The organism is Amycolatopsis thailandensis (assembly GCF_002234405.1).
GTDB lineage: Bacteria > Actinomycetota > Actinomycetes > Mycobacteriales > Pseudonocardiaceae > Amycolatopsis > Amycolatopsis thailandensis.
Map to the genome: position 1 here is coordinate 47,665 of NZ_NMQT01000099.1, position 17,851 is coordinate 65,515.

15 protein-coding genes are annotated in these 17,851 nt (G+C 67.3%); 8 read left to right on the forward strand and 7 right to left on the reverse strand.

Translation table 11 applies throughout. The features are described from left to right. Window positions 1-342 precede the first annotated feature (342 nt). Window positions 343-1,971, forward strand: coding sequence for a GMC family oxidoreductase (locus CFP71_RS27225; RefSeq protein ID WP_093936792.1), 1,629 nt, complete (start codon window positions 343-345; stop codon window positions 1,969-1,971). Window positions 1,972-1,988: 17 nt separating this feature from the next. Beyond that, complete coding sequence (locus tag CFP71_RS27230; protein ID WP_093936793.1) at window positions 1,989-3,563, forward strand: succinic semialdehyde dehydrogenase; 1,575 nt, start codon at window positions 1,989-1,991, stop codon at window positions 3,561-3,563. Here the strand turns inward: CFP71_RS27230 and CFP71_RS27235 are convergent. After that, entirely contained in the window at window positions 3,560-4,825 is a 1,266-nt protein-coding gene (locus tag CFP71_RS27235; RefSeq protein WP_093936794.1) for an MFS transporter, read from the reverse strand. The genes CFP71_RS27230 and CFP71_RS27235 overlap by 4 nt on opposite strands. Further along, the gene (locus tag CFP71_RS27240) at window positions 4,822-6,483 is read right to left on the reverse strand and encodes an amidohydrolase (protein WP_093936795.1); all 1,662 of its coding nucleotides are present in this window, start codon (window positions 6,481-6,483) and stop codon (window positions 4,822-4,824) included. Before CFP71_RS27240 ends, CFP71_RS27235 begins: the two co-directional genes overlap by 4 nt. Window positions 6,484-6,704: 221 nt before the next feature. Between CFP71_RS27240 and CFP71_RS27245 the strand changes: the two genes are divergently transcribed. Next, a complete protein-coding gene (locus tag CFP71_RS27245; RefSeq protein WP_093936796.1) occupies window positions 6,705-7,610 on the forward strand; it encodes an Lrp/AsnC family transcriptional regulator in 906 nt (301 codons plus the stop codon). On the opposite strand, the gene CFP71_RS27250 is transcribed toward CFP71_RS27245, so the two are convergent. The 3 genes from CFP71_RS27250 to CFP71_RS27260 are packed head-to-tail and all read right to left on the reverse strand — an operon-like array spanning window position 7,607 to window position 11,104. Continuing rightward, the gene (locus CFP71_RS27250; protein WP_093936797.1) at window positions 7,607-9,130 is read right to left on the reverse strand and encodes an AMP-binding protein; all 1,524 of its coding nucleotides are present in this window, start codon (window positions 9,128-9,130) and stop codon (window positions 7,607-7,609) included. The genes CFP71_RS27245 and CFP71_RS27250 overlap by 4 nt on opposite strands. Before the next feature lie 16 nt (window positions 9,131-9,146). Then, window positions 9,147-10,274, reverse strand: a complete 1,128-nt coding sequence (locus CFP71_RS27255) for a DUF5938 domain-containing protein (protein ID WP_093936832.1) — start codon at window positions 10,272-10,274, stop codon at window positions 9,147-9,149. A 26-nt stretch (window positions 10,275-10,300) separates the two neighbouring features. Continuing rightward, window positions 10,301-11,104: an SDR family NAD(P)-dependent oxidoreductase gene (locus CFP71_RS27260; protein ID WP_093936798.1), complete on the reverse strand. Its 804-nt coding sequence runs from the start codon at window positions 11,102-11,104 to the stop codon at window positions 10,301-10,303. Window positions 11,105-11,268: 164 nt separating this feature from the next. On the opposite strand from CFP71_RS27260, the gene CFP71_RS27265 reads away from it, so the two are divergent. After that, complete coding sequence (locus tag CFP71_RS27265; protein ID WP_093936833.1) at window positions 11,269-11,892, forward strand: TetR/AcrR family transcriptional regulator; 624 nt, start codon at window positions 11,269-11,271, stop codon at window positions 11,890-11,892. Window positions 11,893-12,053: 161 nt separating this feature from the next. Then, window positions 12,054-12,800, forward strand: coding sequence for a hypothetical protein (locus CFP71_RS27270; RefSeq protein WP_143267171.1), 747 nt, complete (start codon window positions 12,054-12,056; stop codon window positions 12,798-12,800). Window positions 12,801-12,815: 15 nt separating this feature from the next. Here CFP71_RS27270 and CFP71_RS27275 read toward each other — a convergent pair whose 3' ends face one another. Continuing rightward, the gene (locus CFP71_RS27275; RefSeq protein ID WP_093936800.1) at window positions 12,816-13,421 is read right to left on the reverse strand and encodes a hypothetical protein; all 606 of its coding nucleotides are present in this window, start codon (window positions 13,419-13,421) and stop codon (window positions 12,816-12,818) included. Window positions 13,422-13,731: 310 nt separating this feature from the next. On the opposite strand from CFP71_RS27275, the gene CFP71_RS27280 reads away from it, so the two are divergent. After that, entirely contained in the window at window positions 13,732-14,985 is a 1,254-nt protein-coding gene (locus CFP71_RS27280) for a DUF222 domain-containing protein (RefSeq protein ID WP_093936834.1), read from the forward strand. Window positions 14,986-15,148: 163 nt separating this feature from the next. Further along, a complete protein-coding gene (locus CFP71_RS43740; protein WP_143267172.1) occupies window positions 15,149-15,703 on the forward strand; it encodes a hypothetical protein in 555 nt (184 codons plus the stop codon). Here CFP71_RS43740 and CFP71_RS27285 read toward each other — a convergent pair. Then, the gene (locus tag CFP71_RS27285; RefSeq protein ID WP_208636049.1) at window positions 15,666-16,181 is read right to left on the reverse strand and encodes a pyridoxal-phosphate dependent enzyme; all 516 of its coding nucleotides are present in this window, start codon (window positions 16,179-16,181) and stop codon (window positions 15,666-15,668) included. The genes CFP71_RS43740 and CFP71_RS27285 overlap by 38 nt on opposite strands. A 369-nt stretch (window positions 16,182-16,550) precedes the next feature. On the opposite strand from CFP71_RS27285, the gene CFP71_RS27290 reads away from it, so the two are divergent. After that, window positions 16,551-17,846 (forward strand): choice-of-anchor B family protein, encoded by a 1,296-nt coding sequence (locus CFP71_RS27290; RefSeq protein ID WP_093936801.1) that lies wholly within the window; start codon window positions 16,551-16,553, stop codon window positions 17,844-17,846. The last annotated feature ends 5 nt before the right edge of the window (window positions 17,847-17,851 follow it).

A 17,851-nucleotide genomic window follows, 5' to 3' on the forward strand; every position in this document is an offset into this window, starting at 1 on the left:
GTACGAGGCCCGACCCCTCGCATCCGCCGACCCTCCCTGTCGAAACGTTTGCGATTAATCACTTTAGGGAGCGGCAGTGACGCTGGAAACAGGTGAGACTACTGAAAGTAGGCAAGTCGCCGGAAATACCTGTTCAGGCGCGCATGGGCTACGGATTTCGCAGTCAGTTGATCTCTGGGATCTCGGCTCGAATAATCGGGTTTGGTTCAGTTTTCAACTGTGCGACTAAGTGGTCCGTGCGCGCGGCGAGAAGCGCCATTGCGTAACCGGGCGCTCTCGCTATACGGTGACAGAACTAGAACAGGTTATAGTTCTGGACGGCGGGCGGACCGAGGAGCGGAAATGGCGAACAGGGCTGCGCGCGGCGACGAGGCCGACTACGTGGTCGTCGGATCGGGCAGCTCGGGCGCCGCGATCGCGGGCAGGCTGGCGGAGTCCGGTGCCAGCGTGATCGTGCTCGAAGCGGGCAAGACCGACGAGCGGATGCTCGTCAGGAAACCGGGGCTGGTCGGCCCGATGCACGCGGTGCCCCAGCTCAAGAAACCCTTCGACTGGGGTTACTACTCGGTGCCGCAGAAACACGTTCTCGATCGCCGGATGCCGGTGCCGCGCGGCAAGGTGGTCGGCGGCTCCAGCTCCATCAACGGCATGGTCTACGTGCGGGGCAACCGCGCCAACTTCGACTCCTGGGCCGCCGAGGGCAACAAAGGCTGGGACGCCGACAGCGTCAACGCCGCCTACAAGCGGATGGAGGACTTCGAGGACGGCGAGAGCGACTTCCGGGGTAAGGGCGGGCCGATCCGGGTCACCCGCAACAAGATCCCGCAGGAAGGCACGCTGCAGTTCGTCCACGCGACCGCGGACGCGATCGGCTGCGAGATCCTCGACGACTACAACGCCGAGTCGCAAGAGGGCGTCAGCCGGATGCAGCAGAACGCCGCCGACGGCCTCCGCTACAGCGCCTCGCGCGGATACATCCACGATCTCGCGCCCGCCACCCTGCAGGTCCAGTCCGGGGTGCTGGCGAAGAAGGTCCTCATCGAGAACGGCCGCGCCGTCGGCGTCGAGGTCGTCGACGCGGACGGAAGCCGGCGGACGCTGCGCGCGGGCAAGGAGGTCATCCTCTCGGCGGGCTTCGTCGGATCCGCGCAACTGCTGATGCTGTCCGGGGTCGGCCACGCCGAACACCTGAAGGAACACGGCATCGACGTCGTCGCGAACCTGCCGGTCGGCGACAACCTGCACGACCACATGTTCCACGCGCTGACGTTCCGGGCCTCGTCGAGCAAGAACAAGGGCACGCCGCCGTACTTCGCGACCGGCCTGGTCAGGGAGCTGATGCGGCCGGGCACGACCTTCCTGGCGAACTCGGTCTTCGAGGCGGTCGCGTTCCTCAAGACGTCCCAGGCCGCCGAGATCCCCGACCTTCAGCTGCACCTGCTGCCGTGGGCGTACGTGACGCCCAACCAGGACGCGCCGATCCGGCACGACGTCGACAAGCGGCCCGCGCTCACCGTGCTGACCACGCTGATCTACCCGAAGAGCCGCGGCACGCTGCGTCTCGCTTCCGCCGATCCCACGGCGGCGCCGCTCATCGACTTCCAGTACCTGTCCGACCCGGCCGACCTCGAAGTGCTCGGCGAGGGCTCGGAAATGGTCCGCGAGATCTTCGCTTCAAAGGCGTTCAACGGCTCGATCAAGGAAGAGCTTCACCCGGGCAAGGCACTCCAGGGCCAGGAGCTGCGCGACGCGATCCTGAACCGCGCGACCTCGGTCTACCACGGCGTCGGCACCTGCCGGATGGGCGTCGACGAGCTCGCGGTCGTCGGTCCCGACCTCAAGGTCCGCGGCGTCGAAGGACTGCGGGTCTGCGACGCCTCGATCATGCCGTCGATCACCGGTGGCAACACCAACGCGCCCGCCATCATGATCGGCGAGATGGGCGCGCAGCTCGTGCTCTCGGACAACTGACCGACGGAAAGAGGGCCATGACCGTCACACCGCTCGCGCTCACCCGTCCGGCGTCGGTGACCGACGCGTTCCTGCGGCGCCTCGCCGCCCGCGTGCCGGGCTCGTCCGGCACGACCTGGAAACTCACCGAGGTCTACACCGGAGACCTGCTCGTCGAGCTGCCCCAATCGACGCCCGCCGACATCGAGGAGGCCTTCGCCACGGCGCGCGCGGCGCAAGCGAAGTGGGCCGCCACGCCGCTCAAGAACCGCCTGGAGGTGTTCAAGCGGGCGCACACGCTCTTCGTCGACAACGCGCCGGCCGTCACCGACCTCATCCAGGTCGAGAGCGGCAAGAACCGCCGGATGGCGATCGAGGAGACCTGCGATCCGGCGATGGTGATGAGCCATTACCTGACGCGGGCCGCGAAGCTGCTGGCGCCGACCAAACGCGGCGGCCCGGTCCCCTTCCTCACGACGTCGACCGAGGTCCGGCAGCCCAAGGGCGTGGTCGGCATCATCGCGCCGTGGAATTTCCCTTTCGCCACCGGCATTTCCGACGCCATCCCGGCGCTGATGGCCGGCAACGCGGTCGTGCTGAAACCCGACAACAAGACGGCGCTCTCCCCGCTGTACGGCATCGAACTGCTGGAGCAGGCCGGGCTGCCGAAGGGGCTGTTCCAGGTGGTGTGCGGCGAGGGCCCGGACGTCGGACCCACGCTCATCGACCACGCGAACTACGTGATGTTCACCGGTTCCACGGCCACCGGCCGGGTGATCGGGGAGCGGGCGGGCCGCAACCTCATCGGCTGCTGCCTCGAACTCGGCGGCAAGAACCCGATGATCGTGCTGGAGGACGCCGACCTGGCCGAGGCCGTGCAGGGCGCGATCTTCGGCGCTTTCGGCAACACCGGCCAGATCTGCATGCACATCGAGCGGATCTACCTGCCGGAATCCCGCTACGAGGAGTTCAAGACGGCGTACGTGGCCAAGACCGAGGCCCTCGACGTCCGCGCCGCCTACGACTTCGGCCCCGACATGGGCTCGCTCGTCTCAGCCGACCACATGGGCCGCGTCAAGTCGCACGTCGAGGACGCCGTCGCGAAGGGCGCCACCGTCCTTTGTGGCGGGAAGCCCCGGCCCGACCTCGGCCCGGCGTTCTTCGAGCCGACGATCCTCGAAGGCGTCACGAAGGACATGCTCTGCGGCGTCACCGAAACCTTCGGACCCGTTGTCGCACTGCACAAGTACCGCACCGTGGACGAGGCTGTCGCGCTGGCCAACGACACCGAGTACGGCCTCAACGCCTCGGTCTGGGGCGGTGACGTCGGCGCCGCGCGTGCCGTGGCCGCGCGGATCGAGTCCGGCAACGTCAACATCAACGACATCCTGGCCACCGCGTTCGCGGCCAAGGGGACACCGTCCGGTGGCGTCAAGAACTCGGGCGTCGGTGCCCGCCACGGGGACCAGGGCCTGCTCAAGTACACCGACGTGAAGAACGTGGCGGTGCTCAAGAAGCAGGTCATGGGTCCCCGCGGCGGCCAGCCCTACGAGAAGTACGTCGAAGGGATGCTTTCCGGGCTGAAGCTGATGCGGCGCCTCCGCATCCGCTAGATGTCGTCGGTGTGCTGCGGCGCCGCCAGCACACAGGCGATGCTGAGCACGCACATGCCGATCAGCAGGCCGATCGCCGGCCAGACACTGCCGGTCGCCTGGAACAGCAACGTCGACACCAGCGGGGAGAGGCCGCCGAAGAGCGCGCCCGCCAGCTGATACGACAGCGAGATGCTCGTGTACCGCGCCCGCGGCCGGAACATCTGCGACAGGATGGCGGCGATCGGGCTGTAGGTCGCCGTCATCGCCAGGCGCATCGCGACGAACGCCGCGATGATCAGCACCGCGTTCTTGGTCGAGAGCACCAGGAACTGCGGGGCCGCGAGCACGGCCACGCCGACAAGGCCGATGACGACCACCCGCACCCGGCCGAAGCGATCACCGAGCCAGGCCGCGCCGAAGCTCACGGCCAGTTCCACGAAAGCGGCGATGGTGAGCGCGTTGAGCACGAGCGATTCGGAGACGCCGACGGCCGGATCCGTCGCGTAGGCCGTCGCGAAAGTGGTGACGAGGTAGTAGCCGCCGACCGCGACCGGCAGCACGCAGATGCCCAGCAGGATCGGCTTCCAGTTCGTCCGCACCGCGTACAGGATGGGGACGCCGGTGTCTTCCGCGGTCTCCTCGAAGACCGGTGATTCTTCGACCTTCAGGCGCACGATGAGCCCGACGCCGATGAGCAGCACGGACGCGAAGAAGGGGATTCGCCAGCCCACCGTGCCGAGCCATTCGGTGCCGCCGGTGCTCAGGAGGCTGAACAGCCCGGTGGCCAGCAGCGCGCCCGCCGGGTTTCCCGCCTGCGCGAAGGCGCCGTAGAAGGTCTTCTTGTCCGGTGGCGCGTGTTCGACCGCCATGAGCACGGCGCCGCCCCATTCACCGCCGACGGCCAGCCCTTGGACGAACCTGAGCACCACGAGCAGGATGGGCGCCCACGTGCCGATCTGGTCGTATCCGGGCAGGCAGCCGACCAGGAAGGTCGCCGCTCCCATCATGGTCAGGGTCACCACGAGCGCGGTCTTGCGGCCGACCCGGTCGCCGATGTGCCCGAACACGATGCCGCCGAGAGGGCGGGCGAAGAATCCGACCGCGTACGTGGCGAAGCCCGCCGCGACCCCGGTCAGCCTGTCACCGGTTTCGGGGAAGAACACGGTGCCGAACACCAGGCTCGCGGCCGTGGCGTAGATGTAGAAGTCATACCACTCGATCGTGGTGCCGACGAAGGCAGCGAGACCGGCCCGGCGGGCCCGGCGGATGTCGTGGTTCATCGGGCCACCTCGCCGTCGATCCAGGTTTCCAGCACCTCGATGCCCGCGATCCGCGCGGGATCGCAGGTGAGGGGATTCTCGCCGAGGAGCACGAAATCGGCGCGTTTGCCGGGGGTGATCGAGCCGAGATCGCGTTCCCGCCCGAGCACCCGGGCGCCGGCGATCGTGTGCGCGGCGACGGCCGAGCGGACGTCGATCAGCAGCTCGTCACCGCCGAGCCGGTGACCGCGCCGGGTCGTCCTGGTCACCGCGGTCTGGATGGCTTCGAGCGGGTTCGGCTCCGCGACCGGGGCGTCCGAGCTGAGCGTGACCGGTACGCCCGCCGCCTGGAACTCGCCGAGCGGGTTGAACCGCTCGCCGGGGGTGCCGACGGCGTCGGTGACCCCTTCGCCCCAGTTGAAGTAGTGCTGGGGCTGGTTGACCGGATGGACGCCGAGGGCGGCCATCCGCTCGACCTGGTCCGGGGACGGCAGTCCGCAATGCTCGATGCGGTGCCGGGCGTCCGGCCGGGGATTCCGCCGCTGCGCGTCCTCGATGGCGTCGAGCACCATGGCGATCGCGTCGGGGGACTGGGCGTGGGTCGCGGTCTGGAGCCCGGCCTCGTGCGCCTTGTCGATCAGCGCGGAGTAGTCCTTGGGGTCGTGATAGAGCTGCCCGGTGCGGCACGGGTCGCCGACGTAGCCGTCCGGGAAGTACGCGGTCCAGCCGCCGAGCGTGCCGTCGGCGTAGAACTTGATGCCCGCGAACGCGAGCCGGGTGGTGCCGAAAGCGCCGTGCAGTCCCATTTCCAGGGCCTGGTCGAGCAGATGCGACAGCAGGTACATGTGGACGCGCGTCTTCAGGCGCCCGGCTTCGTCCAGCCGCAGGTACATGTCGAACTCGCGGCGCGTGACCTGCGCGTCGCCGATCGCGGTCACCCCGGCGGCGAGGAACTTCTCCTGCGCGGCCGCCAGTTGCCGCGCGTGCTCCTCCGGCTCGTCCTCCAGATGGAAGTTCGGCCCGTGCCGCCCGACCTTCACCCCGGTGACCCCGGTGAGGATGTTGCACGCCGCGTCCGAGAGCTCCCCGGTGAGTTCGCCGTGCTCGTCCCGGAAGAACACGCCGCCGTCGGGATCCGGGGTGTCGCGGGTGATGTCGTTGCGCCGCAACGTGAAGCTGTTGACCACGCCGCCGTGCCCGCTGGCGTTCATGAGGTAGACCTCGCGGTCTTCGGCGACCGCGTCGAGTTCTTCCTTGCGGGGGTGGCGTTTCTCGGCGAGGTTGCGGTGCTCGTAGCCGTAACCCCGGACGGGCCTGCCCGCCGGAGTGTTCTCGGCCGCCTCGCGCAGCAGCGCGACGATCTCGGGGATGGTCGACGCCCGCTCGGGGCCGCAGTCGACCCACGTCATCATCTGCCCGTACATCAGGGGATGCGCGTGAGGATCGATGAAACCGGGCAGGAGCGTGCCCGCCAGCCGCCGCACCTCCGGGTCCGGACGGCCGAGACCGGCGGCGCGGGCGCGGCATTCGTCCACCGAGCCGACGGCGGCGATCTCCTCGCCGAACACGAGGACCGCGGCGGCGCCTTCGGTGGCGTCGTCGACGGTCACCAGCTCGTCGGGAAGCAGGATCGTCGCTGTCGCGTCGAGGACGGAACGATCGAGGGGCAACAGGCGCATCGCGCGGACTCCTGGGGTTCGACGGTGAAGGCGGGGGGTCGCGGCGGTGAACGTAAACGACGACGGCCGGTGAAGCAATCAGATCATTCGTTCACGGACGGTGTTCGCGAACGATATGCGCATTGTCGGTCGCATAACGCTTTATCTCTGCTGTCCGGAGTGGACTTTCGCCGGTGATATGGTGCGGTCGGCCGTCGGAAATTCAGCAGAGGAGAACCGCCGTGGACGACGCGCTGGTCGCGGCTTTGCGCGCGGACGGGCGGATGAGCGTGGCCGATCTGGCCAAGCGGGTCGGCGCGTCACGCTCGGCCGTGTCGGCCCGGCTGGAGCAGCTGAAGGCCGACGGTTCGCTCAACGTGGTCGCCGCGGTCCATCCCGAGTTCCTCGGCCTCACCGCGTACGCGCACCTCGCGATCCGCACCTCGGGCCGGTCCCAGGCGACGACGGACGCCATCGCGGCACTGCCCGCCGCGGCGTTCGTATCCGCGGTGAGCGGGGAGTACCAGACCGTCGCGGAACTGCGCCTACCCGATTCCCCCGAGCTCTACCGCACCGTGGCGGACATCCGGGGCCTGCCGGAGGTGGAACAGGTCAACACCCTCGTCTACGTGGACGTGGTCAAAGGCCTGTTCATGCCGGGGCGTCCGCTTCCGCCCTGGTTGCGGCTGGACGACCGCGATCTCGCCATCATGCTGCGGCTCCAGGCCGACGGGCGGGAGAGTTTCGCGCGGACCGCCGAGCACGTGGGACTGTCGCCGTCGGCCACCCGCACTCGCGTGCGCCATCTCGTGGAGCACGACGTCATCCGGATCGCGCCGGTGCTCAGCCGCGCCCGCCCGGACGCGGGCCTGGTCTGCGGGATCGGCCTGAACGTGCGGGGCGCCGGCGACGGCGTGACCGCGGCGCTCGCCGCACGCGACGACACCGAATTCCTCGCCAGGACCATCGGCCGGTTCGACGTCGTCGCCACCATCGCGGCGCAGTCCGCCCGCGACCTCGACCGGACGCTCGAGGAGATCAGCGGCAGGTCCGACGTGGTGACCGCGGAGACGTGGGTCCACCTTCGCATCGCCAAGGAACGCTACGAGTGGCCGTTGCCGACCGCGGACGAGCTGGCTCGTCGTTAGTCCAGCAGGGTTTTCCGGATCTCGGTCTTGAGCACCTTCCCGATCTTGGACCTCGGGAGATCCGGCCAGATCAGGATCTCCTTGGGGGTCTTGACACTGCCCAGCCGTTCCTTGACCGTGGCACGAAGTTCTTCGGCGACCGCGCTCTTTCCGGTGTGCAGCTGGACCACGGCGGTGATCTGCTCGCCCCATTTCTCGTGCGGCAGGCCGATCACCGCGCAGTCCTGGACGGCTTCGTGGGTCATGAGCGCCTGCTCGACCTCGGCCGAATAGACGTTGAAGCCGCCGGTGATGATCATGTCCTTGGCGCGGTCGACGATGTAGAGGTAATGGTCCTCGTCGAGGTAGCCGATGTCGCCCGTGTGATGCCAGCCGTGCGTGCTCGCCTCCGCCGTGGCCGCGGGATTCCGGTAGTAACCGGGCATCACCAGCGAACCGCGGACGACGATCTCGCCGCGTTCGCCGGGGGGAAGCAGCTCGCCCGAGCCGGACATGATCGCGACCCGCGTGAGCGGAGTGGGCCTGCCCGCCGACGTGAACCGTTCGAAGGCGAGTGATCCGTCGGGATGGACGTGCTCGGCGGGGGAGAGGGTGGAGATCATCATCGGCGCTTCGCTCTGCCCGAACAGCTGCCCGAAGACCGGGCCGATCCGGGTGATCGCTTCGGCGAGTTTGGTGGCCGACATCGGCGCGGCGCCGTACCAAAGGCATTGCAGCGAAGAGAGTTCGGTGCCGTCCATCGCCGGGTTGTCGAGCAAGAGATAGATCAGCGTCGGTGGCAGGAAGGTGTGAGTGATCCGGCGGCGTTCCACGAGGGCGAGGAACTCGCCGAGATCGGGGGAGGGCATGACGACGATCTCCCCGCCGAGTGTCATGACCGGGAAACAGAGCACCCCCGCCGCGTGCGTCAACGGCGCGAGCGCCAGATAGCGCGGGCGTCCGGTGAACGGGTAGCTCATGAGCGTGAGCGCGGACATCGTCTCCACGTTGGCGCCGGTGAGCATCACTGCCTTGGGACGGCCGGTGGTGCCGCCGGTGCCCACGAGCATGACCAGGTCGTCCGGCGGCGCCTCCTCCCACGGCTCCGCGTCTTCGAGCCACTCGGGAAACGGGACGGCGCCGGGCATCTCGCCGTCGAGACAGACCACTGTGGACAGTTTCGGCAACTCGGGGAGCATCCGGGAGACGAGCGGTGCGAAGGACTCCTGCACCAGCAGGCAGGTGCAGTCGAACAGGTCGAGCAGTTCCCTGTTCTCGGCCGCCTCGTTGCGCGGGTTGACCGGGCACCACACGGCGCCCGCCCGGCTGATCCCGAAGACACAAGCGAACGACAAGGGGTCGTTCCCGGACAGGATCGCCACCTTGTCACCGGGCCCGACGCCGGACCGGGCCAGCGCCCGCCCCACCCGCCACGACAGCTCCCGCACGTCGCCATAGCTGAGGGACACATCGCCCATGGTGAGGCAGGGTGCCGCCGGATCGAGGGAAGCGCCCTTGTCGAGGTAGTCGGTCAATCGCACGCGCTCGTCCTTCCGGTTAGCTGTGCACGGTCATGACCGGATGGGACACCAGCCCGAAGGACCGCAACACGCCGAGCAGTTCGCGGTGGCCGAAAGCCTGGCAGCCGGAGGCGAAGCCGACCCGTTTCGGAGGCTGCTGGAGCAGCGAATAGGCGCCGTAGGCCTGCATCAGCCCGGTCTGCTTGTAGTTGCAGGTGCCGTGGATGACGCAGTGCGCGCGGCCGAGCGGGCCCGAGGCGTGCACCGAATCGAGCGAGGTGTTGAGCCGCTGGTTCTCACGCGGTGGCATCTCGTCGCGCACCGCGGCGGCCTGTTCCGCCAGTACCCGCATCTTCTCGTCCAGCGGCAGGTCTTTCACCTGTTCCAGCACGGCCGCGACGATCTGCGGCACGCCTTGCATGAGCGCGCGGTCGAAGACGCCGCCGACGGCCTTGACGTTGGCCACGCGGGCGTCGTTCTTGAACCAGACCGGATGCGACGTGCCGCCCCAGGGGAGGGCCAAACCGGTCTCGTGGTGGCCGGGCACGGTGACGTCCTGCAGGCCGCCGTCCGCGGGCCAGGGCAGGTACTCGTTCTGTTCGAGGTAGTACGCGGCCGACAGCGCGGCGTTGACCAGGATGGTCTTGGTGGAAGCGACCGTGGGATACCCCTTCCAGAACACCAGGATGTCCAAAGTGTCCAGTCCGGGGGTCTCCAGGCAGAGGTTCGCCGCGATCTCGCCGGTGGTGTACATCTGGGCGATGCCGGGGGAGAGCAGGAGCCCCTTCTCCGCCATCCGCGCGCCATAGCGCTCTTCGGCCGAGATCAGCCAGTCCTGTTCGCCGGTGGTGTCGAGGTAATGCGTGCCGGTGCGCAAGCAGGCTTCGACGACCTCGTGGCCGTACTCGCTGAACGGGCCGACGGTGTTGCACACGACCTTGGCGTCGCGGAAGAGTTCGGTGAGCGCTTCGACGTCGTGCGAGACCTCGACGACCTCGTGGTCGATGGTGTCGAGGCCGGGGACCTGATCGATCGCCTCCTGGAGGCGGGCCTTGTCGCGGCCGGCGGCGACGAACGGGACGTTGTACTCGCGCAGGTACTCGCAGATCAGCCGTCCGGTGTAGCCGGAGGCGCCGTAGACCACGACGGGTTTGGGGCTGCTCATGGTGTTTCCTTTCGGGTTCGTGCTGGTCACATGCCCATGCCGCCGTCGACCGGGAGTCCGGCCCCGGTGATGAAGCGCGCCGCGTCGGAGGCGAGGAACACGACGGCGTCGGCCATGTCCGAGACCTCCCCGAGCCGTCCGGCGGGGGTCTGCCCGACGACCGCGCCGATGGCGTCCTCGACGCTGGGGAACAGGCCGACCTCGACGACGTCCTGGGCGAGCTGGTTGCCCATCTGGGTGGGCACGAGGCCGGGGTAGACGCAGTTGACGCGCACGCCGTAGCCGAGCTTCCCGGCCTCCATCGCGGCCACCCTGGTGAGCCTGTCGACCGCGGACTTCGTCGCCGAGTAGCCGGCGATACCGGGGAAGGCGATGGTCGCGGCGACCGAGGCGATGTTCACGACGGCACCACCGGTGCCCGCCGGGCCGCCCGGCCGCATCGCACGGAAGGCGTGCTTCACGCCGAGGGCGGTGCCCAGCACGTTGACCTCGAGCATCTTGCGCACGTCGGCGGGGTCCAGGTCGGCGACGAGCCCGGTGATCTCGACGCCGGCGTTGTTCACCACGATGTCCAGCCCGCCGAGTTCGCCGACGACCGCGGTGATCGCCTGTTCCCAGCTCCGCTCGTCGGTGACGTCCAGCCGGACGAAGCCCGCGGAAGCGCCTTTCTGCTTGATCTGATCGGCGGTGGCGCGCCCGAGATCCTCCTGGACGTCGCCGATGACCACCGAGGCACCCGCCAGGGCGAGCGCTTCGGCCATCCCGGCTCCCAGGCCCTGCGCTCCGCCCGTGACCAGGGCTTTTCGGCCCGAAAGGTCGTACGAACCCATGGACTTCTCCTCCTTGAGACGGTCCGCGGTTGCGGTGTGGGTCACATCTTGAGCTTGTTTTGGACAATCGTCAAGATTTTCTTGGACACTCGTCAAGATTTCCGCGACGCTAGACTGAGGGATCCCGCGACAGGCGCGGGCTCCCGGACCGACAGGAACTCGTGGTGACCGAGACGAGCGAGCGGATCGCACGCCGGAGCGTGGACAAGTTCGCCCAGCGCCGGGCGGAACTGGCGGAGTCCACCCTGCAGGCGCTGTCCGAGCTGGGGTACGCCAGGACGAGCTTGCGGGAGATCGCCCAGAAGTCGAACTTCTCGCACGGGGTGCTGCACTACTACTTCACCGACAAGGTCGAATTGCTGACCTACGCGGTCCGCAAATTCGAAGAAGTGTGCGTGACCCGCTATGACGAAGCCGTCGCGATGGCGCGGTCGGCGGAGGAGCTCGAACAGGGTTTCGGTGCCGCGATGGCGGGCACTTTGCGAGCCGACGCCGTGATGCACCGGCTGTGGTACGACCTGCGCAACCAAAGCCTGTTCGAGGAAGCGTTCCGCGCCGACGTGCTCGAGATCGACACGCAACGGCAGGCGATGATCTGGCGCGTCGTGGAGCGCTACGCAGAACTCGCCGGAGCGTCAGCGGTTGTGACGCCTCCCGTGGCTTACGCCGCTTTCGACGGTCTGTTCCAGCAGGCGCTGCTGCACCATCTCGCCGGCGAGGAAAGCGCGGGGGACGGGCTCGCGAAGGACGCCGAGTCGCTGCTCGGCCGGTTGGTGGCCGGCGGCTGACCTCGTGCCGTGATCACGAAACCCTTGTAACACCTGAGAAGTCGCGACGACTCCTGTGCGGAGACGTCAGCTGACGAAGGGGATACCGGGTGATGTCACGGAGGAACAGGCGCAGGACGAAGCCGGCGCCTCCGCCCAAATGGTATGCCTCGCCGCTGTTCTTGGCGATCATCAGCGTCGTCGGCCTGGTCGCGGGCGTGGCTTCGGTGCTCGTCGCGACAGCGGCTATCGATCAGGACTCCGTCGCGCTCGACGTCTCGCTCACCTCGAAACTCCGGATCGTCTCGTACGAGGCGACTTCTCTCGACAAGATCCCGATGAAGGTTTCGGAAGGCGAGGAGGATCCGGCGTCCGATGGCCCGATCAGCGCGGCCGCGGTGGATGTCGCCGTGGAGAATCTGCACGATCAGTCGGCTTTGATCACCCGGGTCGACGTGGAGGTTCGCGCCGTCTACGCGCTGCGAGCCTGTGGTGGCGGTCCGCTCAGCGCCACCGCCGAGTTCGACATCCTGATCCCGACCGACCGGAAGGTGACCGGCCAGGTTTTCGGGCAGGACAAGATGTTCGAGGTCGAAGGCAAACGCAAGGACCGCTTCGCCGTCTCGGTGGGGCCGGAGCGGATGGTCGAGAGCGACCTCGTCCAGATCTTCCACGTCGATCTCCTGCTCCGGCTCCAGTCCGGGGAAACGGTGCGCGCCGACGACATCATGCTCGTCCCGCCGGGTTCCGCCGAGGACGACGACCGCGTCGTCACCACGTTGGGCACGACGAACACGGGCTTCGCCGGATCACCCGAGTGCTTGCGCGGTGCGCGGGGCATGGTCGATGCGGCTGTGGGAGCGAAGGCGGCGAAGCAGTCTCCCCGGCTTGCCGCGCTTCATGCCAAATTGCACGCCGTCGGGTATTGAGAGCTTTGGTGAGCTCTAGTCGGTGGCGTTGATCGCCGGGCCGTCGTAGAGGACCGTGCCGGCGCTGTCGTAGACCCGGACCTTGAGCCGGGTCATTTCCCTTCGCGCGTCCACCAGCACTCTTTCGAACTCGGCGCGGCTTTCGTCGGACCCGGCCTCGTGAACGCTCAGCCTTCCGTTCGCGTCGCGCAGACTCACCATGTCGACGGCCAATTCCGCGGCGTAGGTGCCGTCCACGATGTCGGCCTCGGCCACCGTTCCGTCATCGCCGACCAGTTCCAGCCGGGCCGCTTCAGGGGCGAGGGCGCCCAGCAGCCAGGCGGTATCGCCGTTGGCCGCGGGTCGCCAACGCCAAACCGAATACGGGCGTTGCGTGAAATCCCGGTCGTGTCCTCCGAGGTTCGGATTCAGCCACGTGCCCAGGCCGCTCTCGAGATTGCAGATTCCGTCGGCACCGTCGTCGTTGTAGGCGAGCAGCGCTCCGCGATCGGCGGTGGCTCCGACTCTGGCGCCCGGATGCCAGCCCAGGGTGGGAGGCAGGTTCTCCGTGTAGCCTCGGGCGGTTTTCTCCTCCAGGGTCGTGATGAGAGAGGATTCGAGCTGTTCGGCCGGTGACGTCACTGCGTACTGTTCTCCTTCTTGGGCGGACCTTTGGTTGCACTCTCGCTCCTCTTCGGGGATGGCGCATCGGGGGGATTCCCTGAGTTCCGGTGATCGGTATCGCAGGGTCCTTGAGCTGCTGGTAAGCGCTTACTCGGGTTGAGGGCTGAGTCTGGCGTTGTAGTGATCGGGGGAATCTTACTCTTCGTCGCATCCGCAATTAGTCGACTGATTGCGAATTCGTTGGATCACCCGTTGGTGGTAAATGTGCGAGTTGACGGTGACCTAAAATTACGAACACGTGTTCGATGGTTTGGTGTATTATGGAGGGGTGTCCGAGACCTTCCTTCCCGAACTCCCGCAGGAGTTGTGGCGTGCCGGCAAGCTGGAGCTTGCTCATGGCGTGCAGCAGTTCCTGCAGTTGATGCGGGTCGCCTCCGCTGCTCTGGGGCAGTTTTTGGCGGAGGTGGAGTCTCGGGGTTCGAAGGACTTGTATGGCTATGGGTCGACGGCGGCGTGGTTTGCTGATGTGGCGGGGTTGTCGCGGGGTGAGGCGCAGTCGGTGGTGAAGCGGGCGATCGCGTTGAACTCGACTCGTGCTTTGGATGGCACGGAGGTTCCCGCCTTTGCGCCGACTGTGGGTGCGGCGGCCGCCGAGGGCATGATCGGGGACGAACGGATCGATCAGATACTGGAGATCTTGGCCAAGATCCCGTCCGATACGTCGGTGGAGGATCGGGAAAGTGCGGAGAAGATCCTCGGGAACCTGGCTCGTGGCGCTGGTCCGCGGCAGGTGACGAAGGCCGCCGAGGACATCCTCGGCTGGCTGGATCCCGACGGGAACGAACCCAAAGACCCCGAGCCGAAGCAGCCGCGCCGCGAAATCACCATCGAGCGCCGTCGAGACGGGTTCTGGAAACTCACCGGCCTGCTGGATGACGAGCTGGGGGCTCGGACGGCGGCCGCGTTGGAGGCGTATGCGAAGCCTCGCCCGGTGGACGAATTCGGGCAAGCTGATCTGCGCATGAAGTGCGAACGCCAGGGCGATGCGTGGGCGGAACTTCTCGACTTGGCGATCGCGTGCCCGGACCAGCCTGGCACCAGCGGGTACCGGACGTTGGTGCACGTGACCATCGGTCTGGAAGAGCTCAAGTCCGGGATCGGGAAAGCTTGTCTCGATTTTGTCGGGACCATGACCGCTCGCGAGGCACGCATGGCCGCGTGCGACTGCCTGATGCTCCCCGTGGTGCTCAACGCCGCTGGTGAACCCCTCGACGTGGGGCGACTGAGACGGTTCGTGACGCCAGGCCAAAGACGCGCCCTCAACATCCGGGACCGGGGCTGTGCGTTCCCGGGGTGTCATCGGAAACCGAAGAACTGTCACGCCCACCATATTCATCACTGGGCAGATGGCGGCCCGACTGATCTCCGGAACCTGGTGCTGCTGTGCGGTTTTCATCACCGCCTGATCCACCACGGCGACTGGCAAGTCCGCATGGCGGCTGACGGGTTACCGGAGTTCATTCCACCCCAGTATCTGGACCCGCTACAACGGATCCGGCGCAACACCTTCCACCGCGCCTGAACTCCCTGCATGACCCGAGGAGCCTGTCGGCCACACCGGCGACGGGCACTTCGGCATGCCCGGAGACGCCACGCCTTGACACACCATCTTGCCCTGACTCTCGACAGGGCGACGCGCTTAGACTGCGACTATGCAAGGTGGGCAGGTACCTCTCTGGACGACCTTGGCCGTCGCTCTGTTGGGAATCATCGGCGTGGTCGCCGGCCAGCTCGTCAACGCCTATCGGGAAGACAGGCGTTGGCGTCGGGAACAAGCCCGCGAAGACCTCAGGTGGACTCGAGAACGGCAACGGTGGACAGAGGAGCGCGAAGTCGAGACCGAGCGATACTGGCGTGATCAACGCGTTCGGATTTACACGGCTTTTCTTGCCGCCATCTCGAATGTACGGATAGAGCTCAGGTATGTCAGTGACCTACTCCGAGATGGAGGAGACCTCGATCAAGTGCGGCGGGAACGGCTCCTTGAGCTCACCGCGACGGCTAGGGACCTCTATGCGCCGCTAGGTGTAGTCGGCCCCGCAGATGTTCGTGATCAGGCTACCGAGCTGATCGGGGTTTTCGCCAAACATCTCGACCAGGTGATGGACGGACATCCGGTGAACACAGTGCCATTGCTTGCCTCGGTCAGGAGGTTTGCCGCGACAACCAGAGAGGTTCTCGGCACTGAACCGTCGAACATCCTCACCGACCGCTCAACAGAACGATCTGATTCCCCCTGACCGGACCCGTCCGAACGTACGCCATCAGCCCGGCCAGCGCGGCCGAACCCGCCGCGCCGACAGTCATGTCGTGGCGCGCCAGCAAAGCTTGGGCGGCAAGGAGTTCGTCGTCGGCCACGGCGTGTACCGCGCCGCCGGAGTCGTCGATCGCGGCCAGCGCGTCGGGGCCGTGGAGGGCGTGCCAGTTCACCAGCGGCTCGTTGTGTTCCGTCGTGACGACGACGTCACGAGGCAGCATCCGGTACGGTCCCGGCCAGCTCGTCACGATCGGGTTGTTGCCGGGGGAGCCGACGCCGTGCAGGGCCGCGGGCCAGCCGAGCGCGCGAAGCCGCCGGTGGGCCGCGATGATCGTCGTGCCGTTGCCGACCGGGATCCACCAGGACGCCGGCGCGGGGCCCGACTCCGCGTACAGGGAGTCGATGACGTGGCCGTGTCCCTGAATCACGTCCTTGTAGGGCCCGTCGACGTTCCCGTCCATCGCCCCTTCCGAGACGGCGAAGGCCCCCTCCGTCGCCCCAGGCGGCGGGTAGGACGACGGTGCAGTGCTTTCCGGCCGCCGCGCAGGCTGTCGCCATCGCGCGGTCGTGACTGCCGGAGGGGCAGTGGGTTTCGTCCGCGAGGACCACGCGAATTCCCGACAGCAGGTCGTCCGCGCGGGCGAGACTGGATGTCCGAGGCAGCACGGAACCGTTCCCCTTCACCGGACCCTGCTGGTGTCCGAGACAAGGCACGCGTTCCGGACGGTCTGATCAAAACGGTTAAAAGCCTCAGACCTTCGGAGGGATACGACGGCGGTGTGCGCTCCTATCGTCGGAGGCCGACCGAAAACCGGTGAGGAGCCCCTCTGATGAAGCTCGTGCGCATGATGGGACTGGCCGTGCTGACGGCGTCCGCGTTGGTGTTCTCGATGACGGCGGCGTCCGCGCACGACCCCGAAACGGCGGAGGGGCAGGCGGCGGCCAGGACGTTCATGGCCGATCACGTGCCGGCCGAGCGGCACGCCGTCACCGGCACCGCGGCGGGAGTGCCCTGCGTCAACGGCAAGGCCGACATCTACCCGTGCAAGAACGTCGACCTGCTCAGTGTGCTGCCCCTGTCGGGTCTCGGCGGTGGGAACGGCAACGACATCTGGGGCTGGACCGATCCCTCGTCCGGCAAGGAGTACGCCATCGTCGGGCGGACCAACGGCACCGCCTTCGTCGATCTGAGTACACCGACCTCGCCGAAGTTCCTCGGCAACCTCCCGTCCAACGGCGGCAGCAGCTCGTGGCGGGACATGAAGGTGTACAAGAACCACGCCTTCATCGTGGCCGACTTCATCACCGGGCACGGCATGCAGGTGTTCGACCTGACCCGCCTGCGCGCGGTCACCACACCGCAGACCTTCACCGCCGACGCCCTGTACAAGGAGTTCGGTCCCGCGCACAACATCGCGATCAACGAGGAGACCGGTTTCGCCTACGCGATCGGCTCCAACACGTGCAGCGGCGGACCGCACATCGTCGACATCCGGAACCCGAAGGCGCCGGCCAAGGCGGGCTGTGTCTCACAGGACGGCTACACCCACGACACCCAGTGCGTCGTCTACCGCGGACCGGACGCGGCCTACCGCGGCAAGGAGATCTGCTTCAACGCCAATGAAGACACCCTGACCATCGTCGACGTCACCGACAAGGCCAGGCCGGTCCAGATCTCCCGTAAGGGTTACTCGGGCGCGCAGTACTCGCACCAGGGCTGGCTGACCGGTGATCAGCGCTACTTCCTGCTCGACGACGAACTGGACGAGTCGCGCGGCACCGACAAGCGCACCAAGACCTACGTCTGGGATCTGGCCAAGCTGTCCGCTCCCGTGCACACCGGCGTCTACAGTTCGCCCGCCACCGCGATCGACCACAACCAGTACATCAAGGGCCAGTACTCCTACCAGGCGAATTACCAGGCCGGTCTGCGCATCCTCGACGTCAGCGGGGTCGCGTCGGCGAAGCTGTCCGAGGTCGGCTACTTCGACATCTATCCGTCGGGCAACGCGGCGAACTTCAACGGGGCGTGGAGCAACTACCCGTACTTCGCCAGCGGCATCGTCATCGTCAACGGCATCGAGCAGGGCCTGGTCGTGGTGAAGCCCACTCTCGCCGGGAAATGACCGGG

Bases quoted from the DNA above. Each gene is read 5' to 3' on its own strand.
- CFP71_RS27225 (WP_093936792.1), top strand. From the start codon at position 343: ATGGCGAACAGGGCTGCGCGCGGCGACGAGGCCGACTACGTGGTCGTC.
- CFP71_RS27230 (WP_093936793.1), top strand. From the start codon at position 1,989: ATGACCGTCACACCGCTCGCGCTCACCCGTCCGGCGTCGGTGACCGAC.
- CFP71_RS27235 (WP_093936794.1), bottom strand. From the start codon at position 4,825: ATGAACCACGACATCCGCCGGGCCCGCCGGGCCGGTCTCGCTGCCTTC.
- CFP71_RS27240 (WP_093936795.1), bottom strand. From the start codon at position 6,483: ATGCGCCTGTTGCCCCTCGATCGTTCCGTCCTCGACGCGACAGCGACG.
- CFP71_RS27255 (WP_093936832.1), bottom strand. From the start codon at position 10,274: ATGAGCAGCCCCAAACCCGTCGTGGTCTACGGCGCCTCCGGCTACACC.
- CFP71_RS27260 (WP_093936798.1), bottom strand. From the start codon at position 11,104: ATGGGTTCGTACGACCTTTCGGGCCGAAAAGCCCTGGTCACGGGCGGA.
- CFP71_RS27285 (WP_208636049.1), bottom strand. From the start codon at position 16,181: ATGGACGGGAACGTCGACGGGCCCTACAAGGACGTGATTCAGGGACAC.
- CFP71_RS27290 (WP_093936801.1), top strand. From the start codon at position 16,551: ATGAAGCTCGTGCGCATGATGGGACTGGCCGTGCTGACGGCGTCCGCG.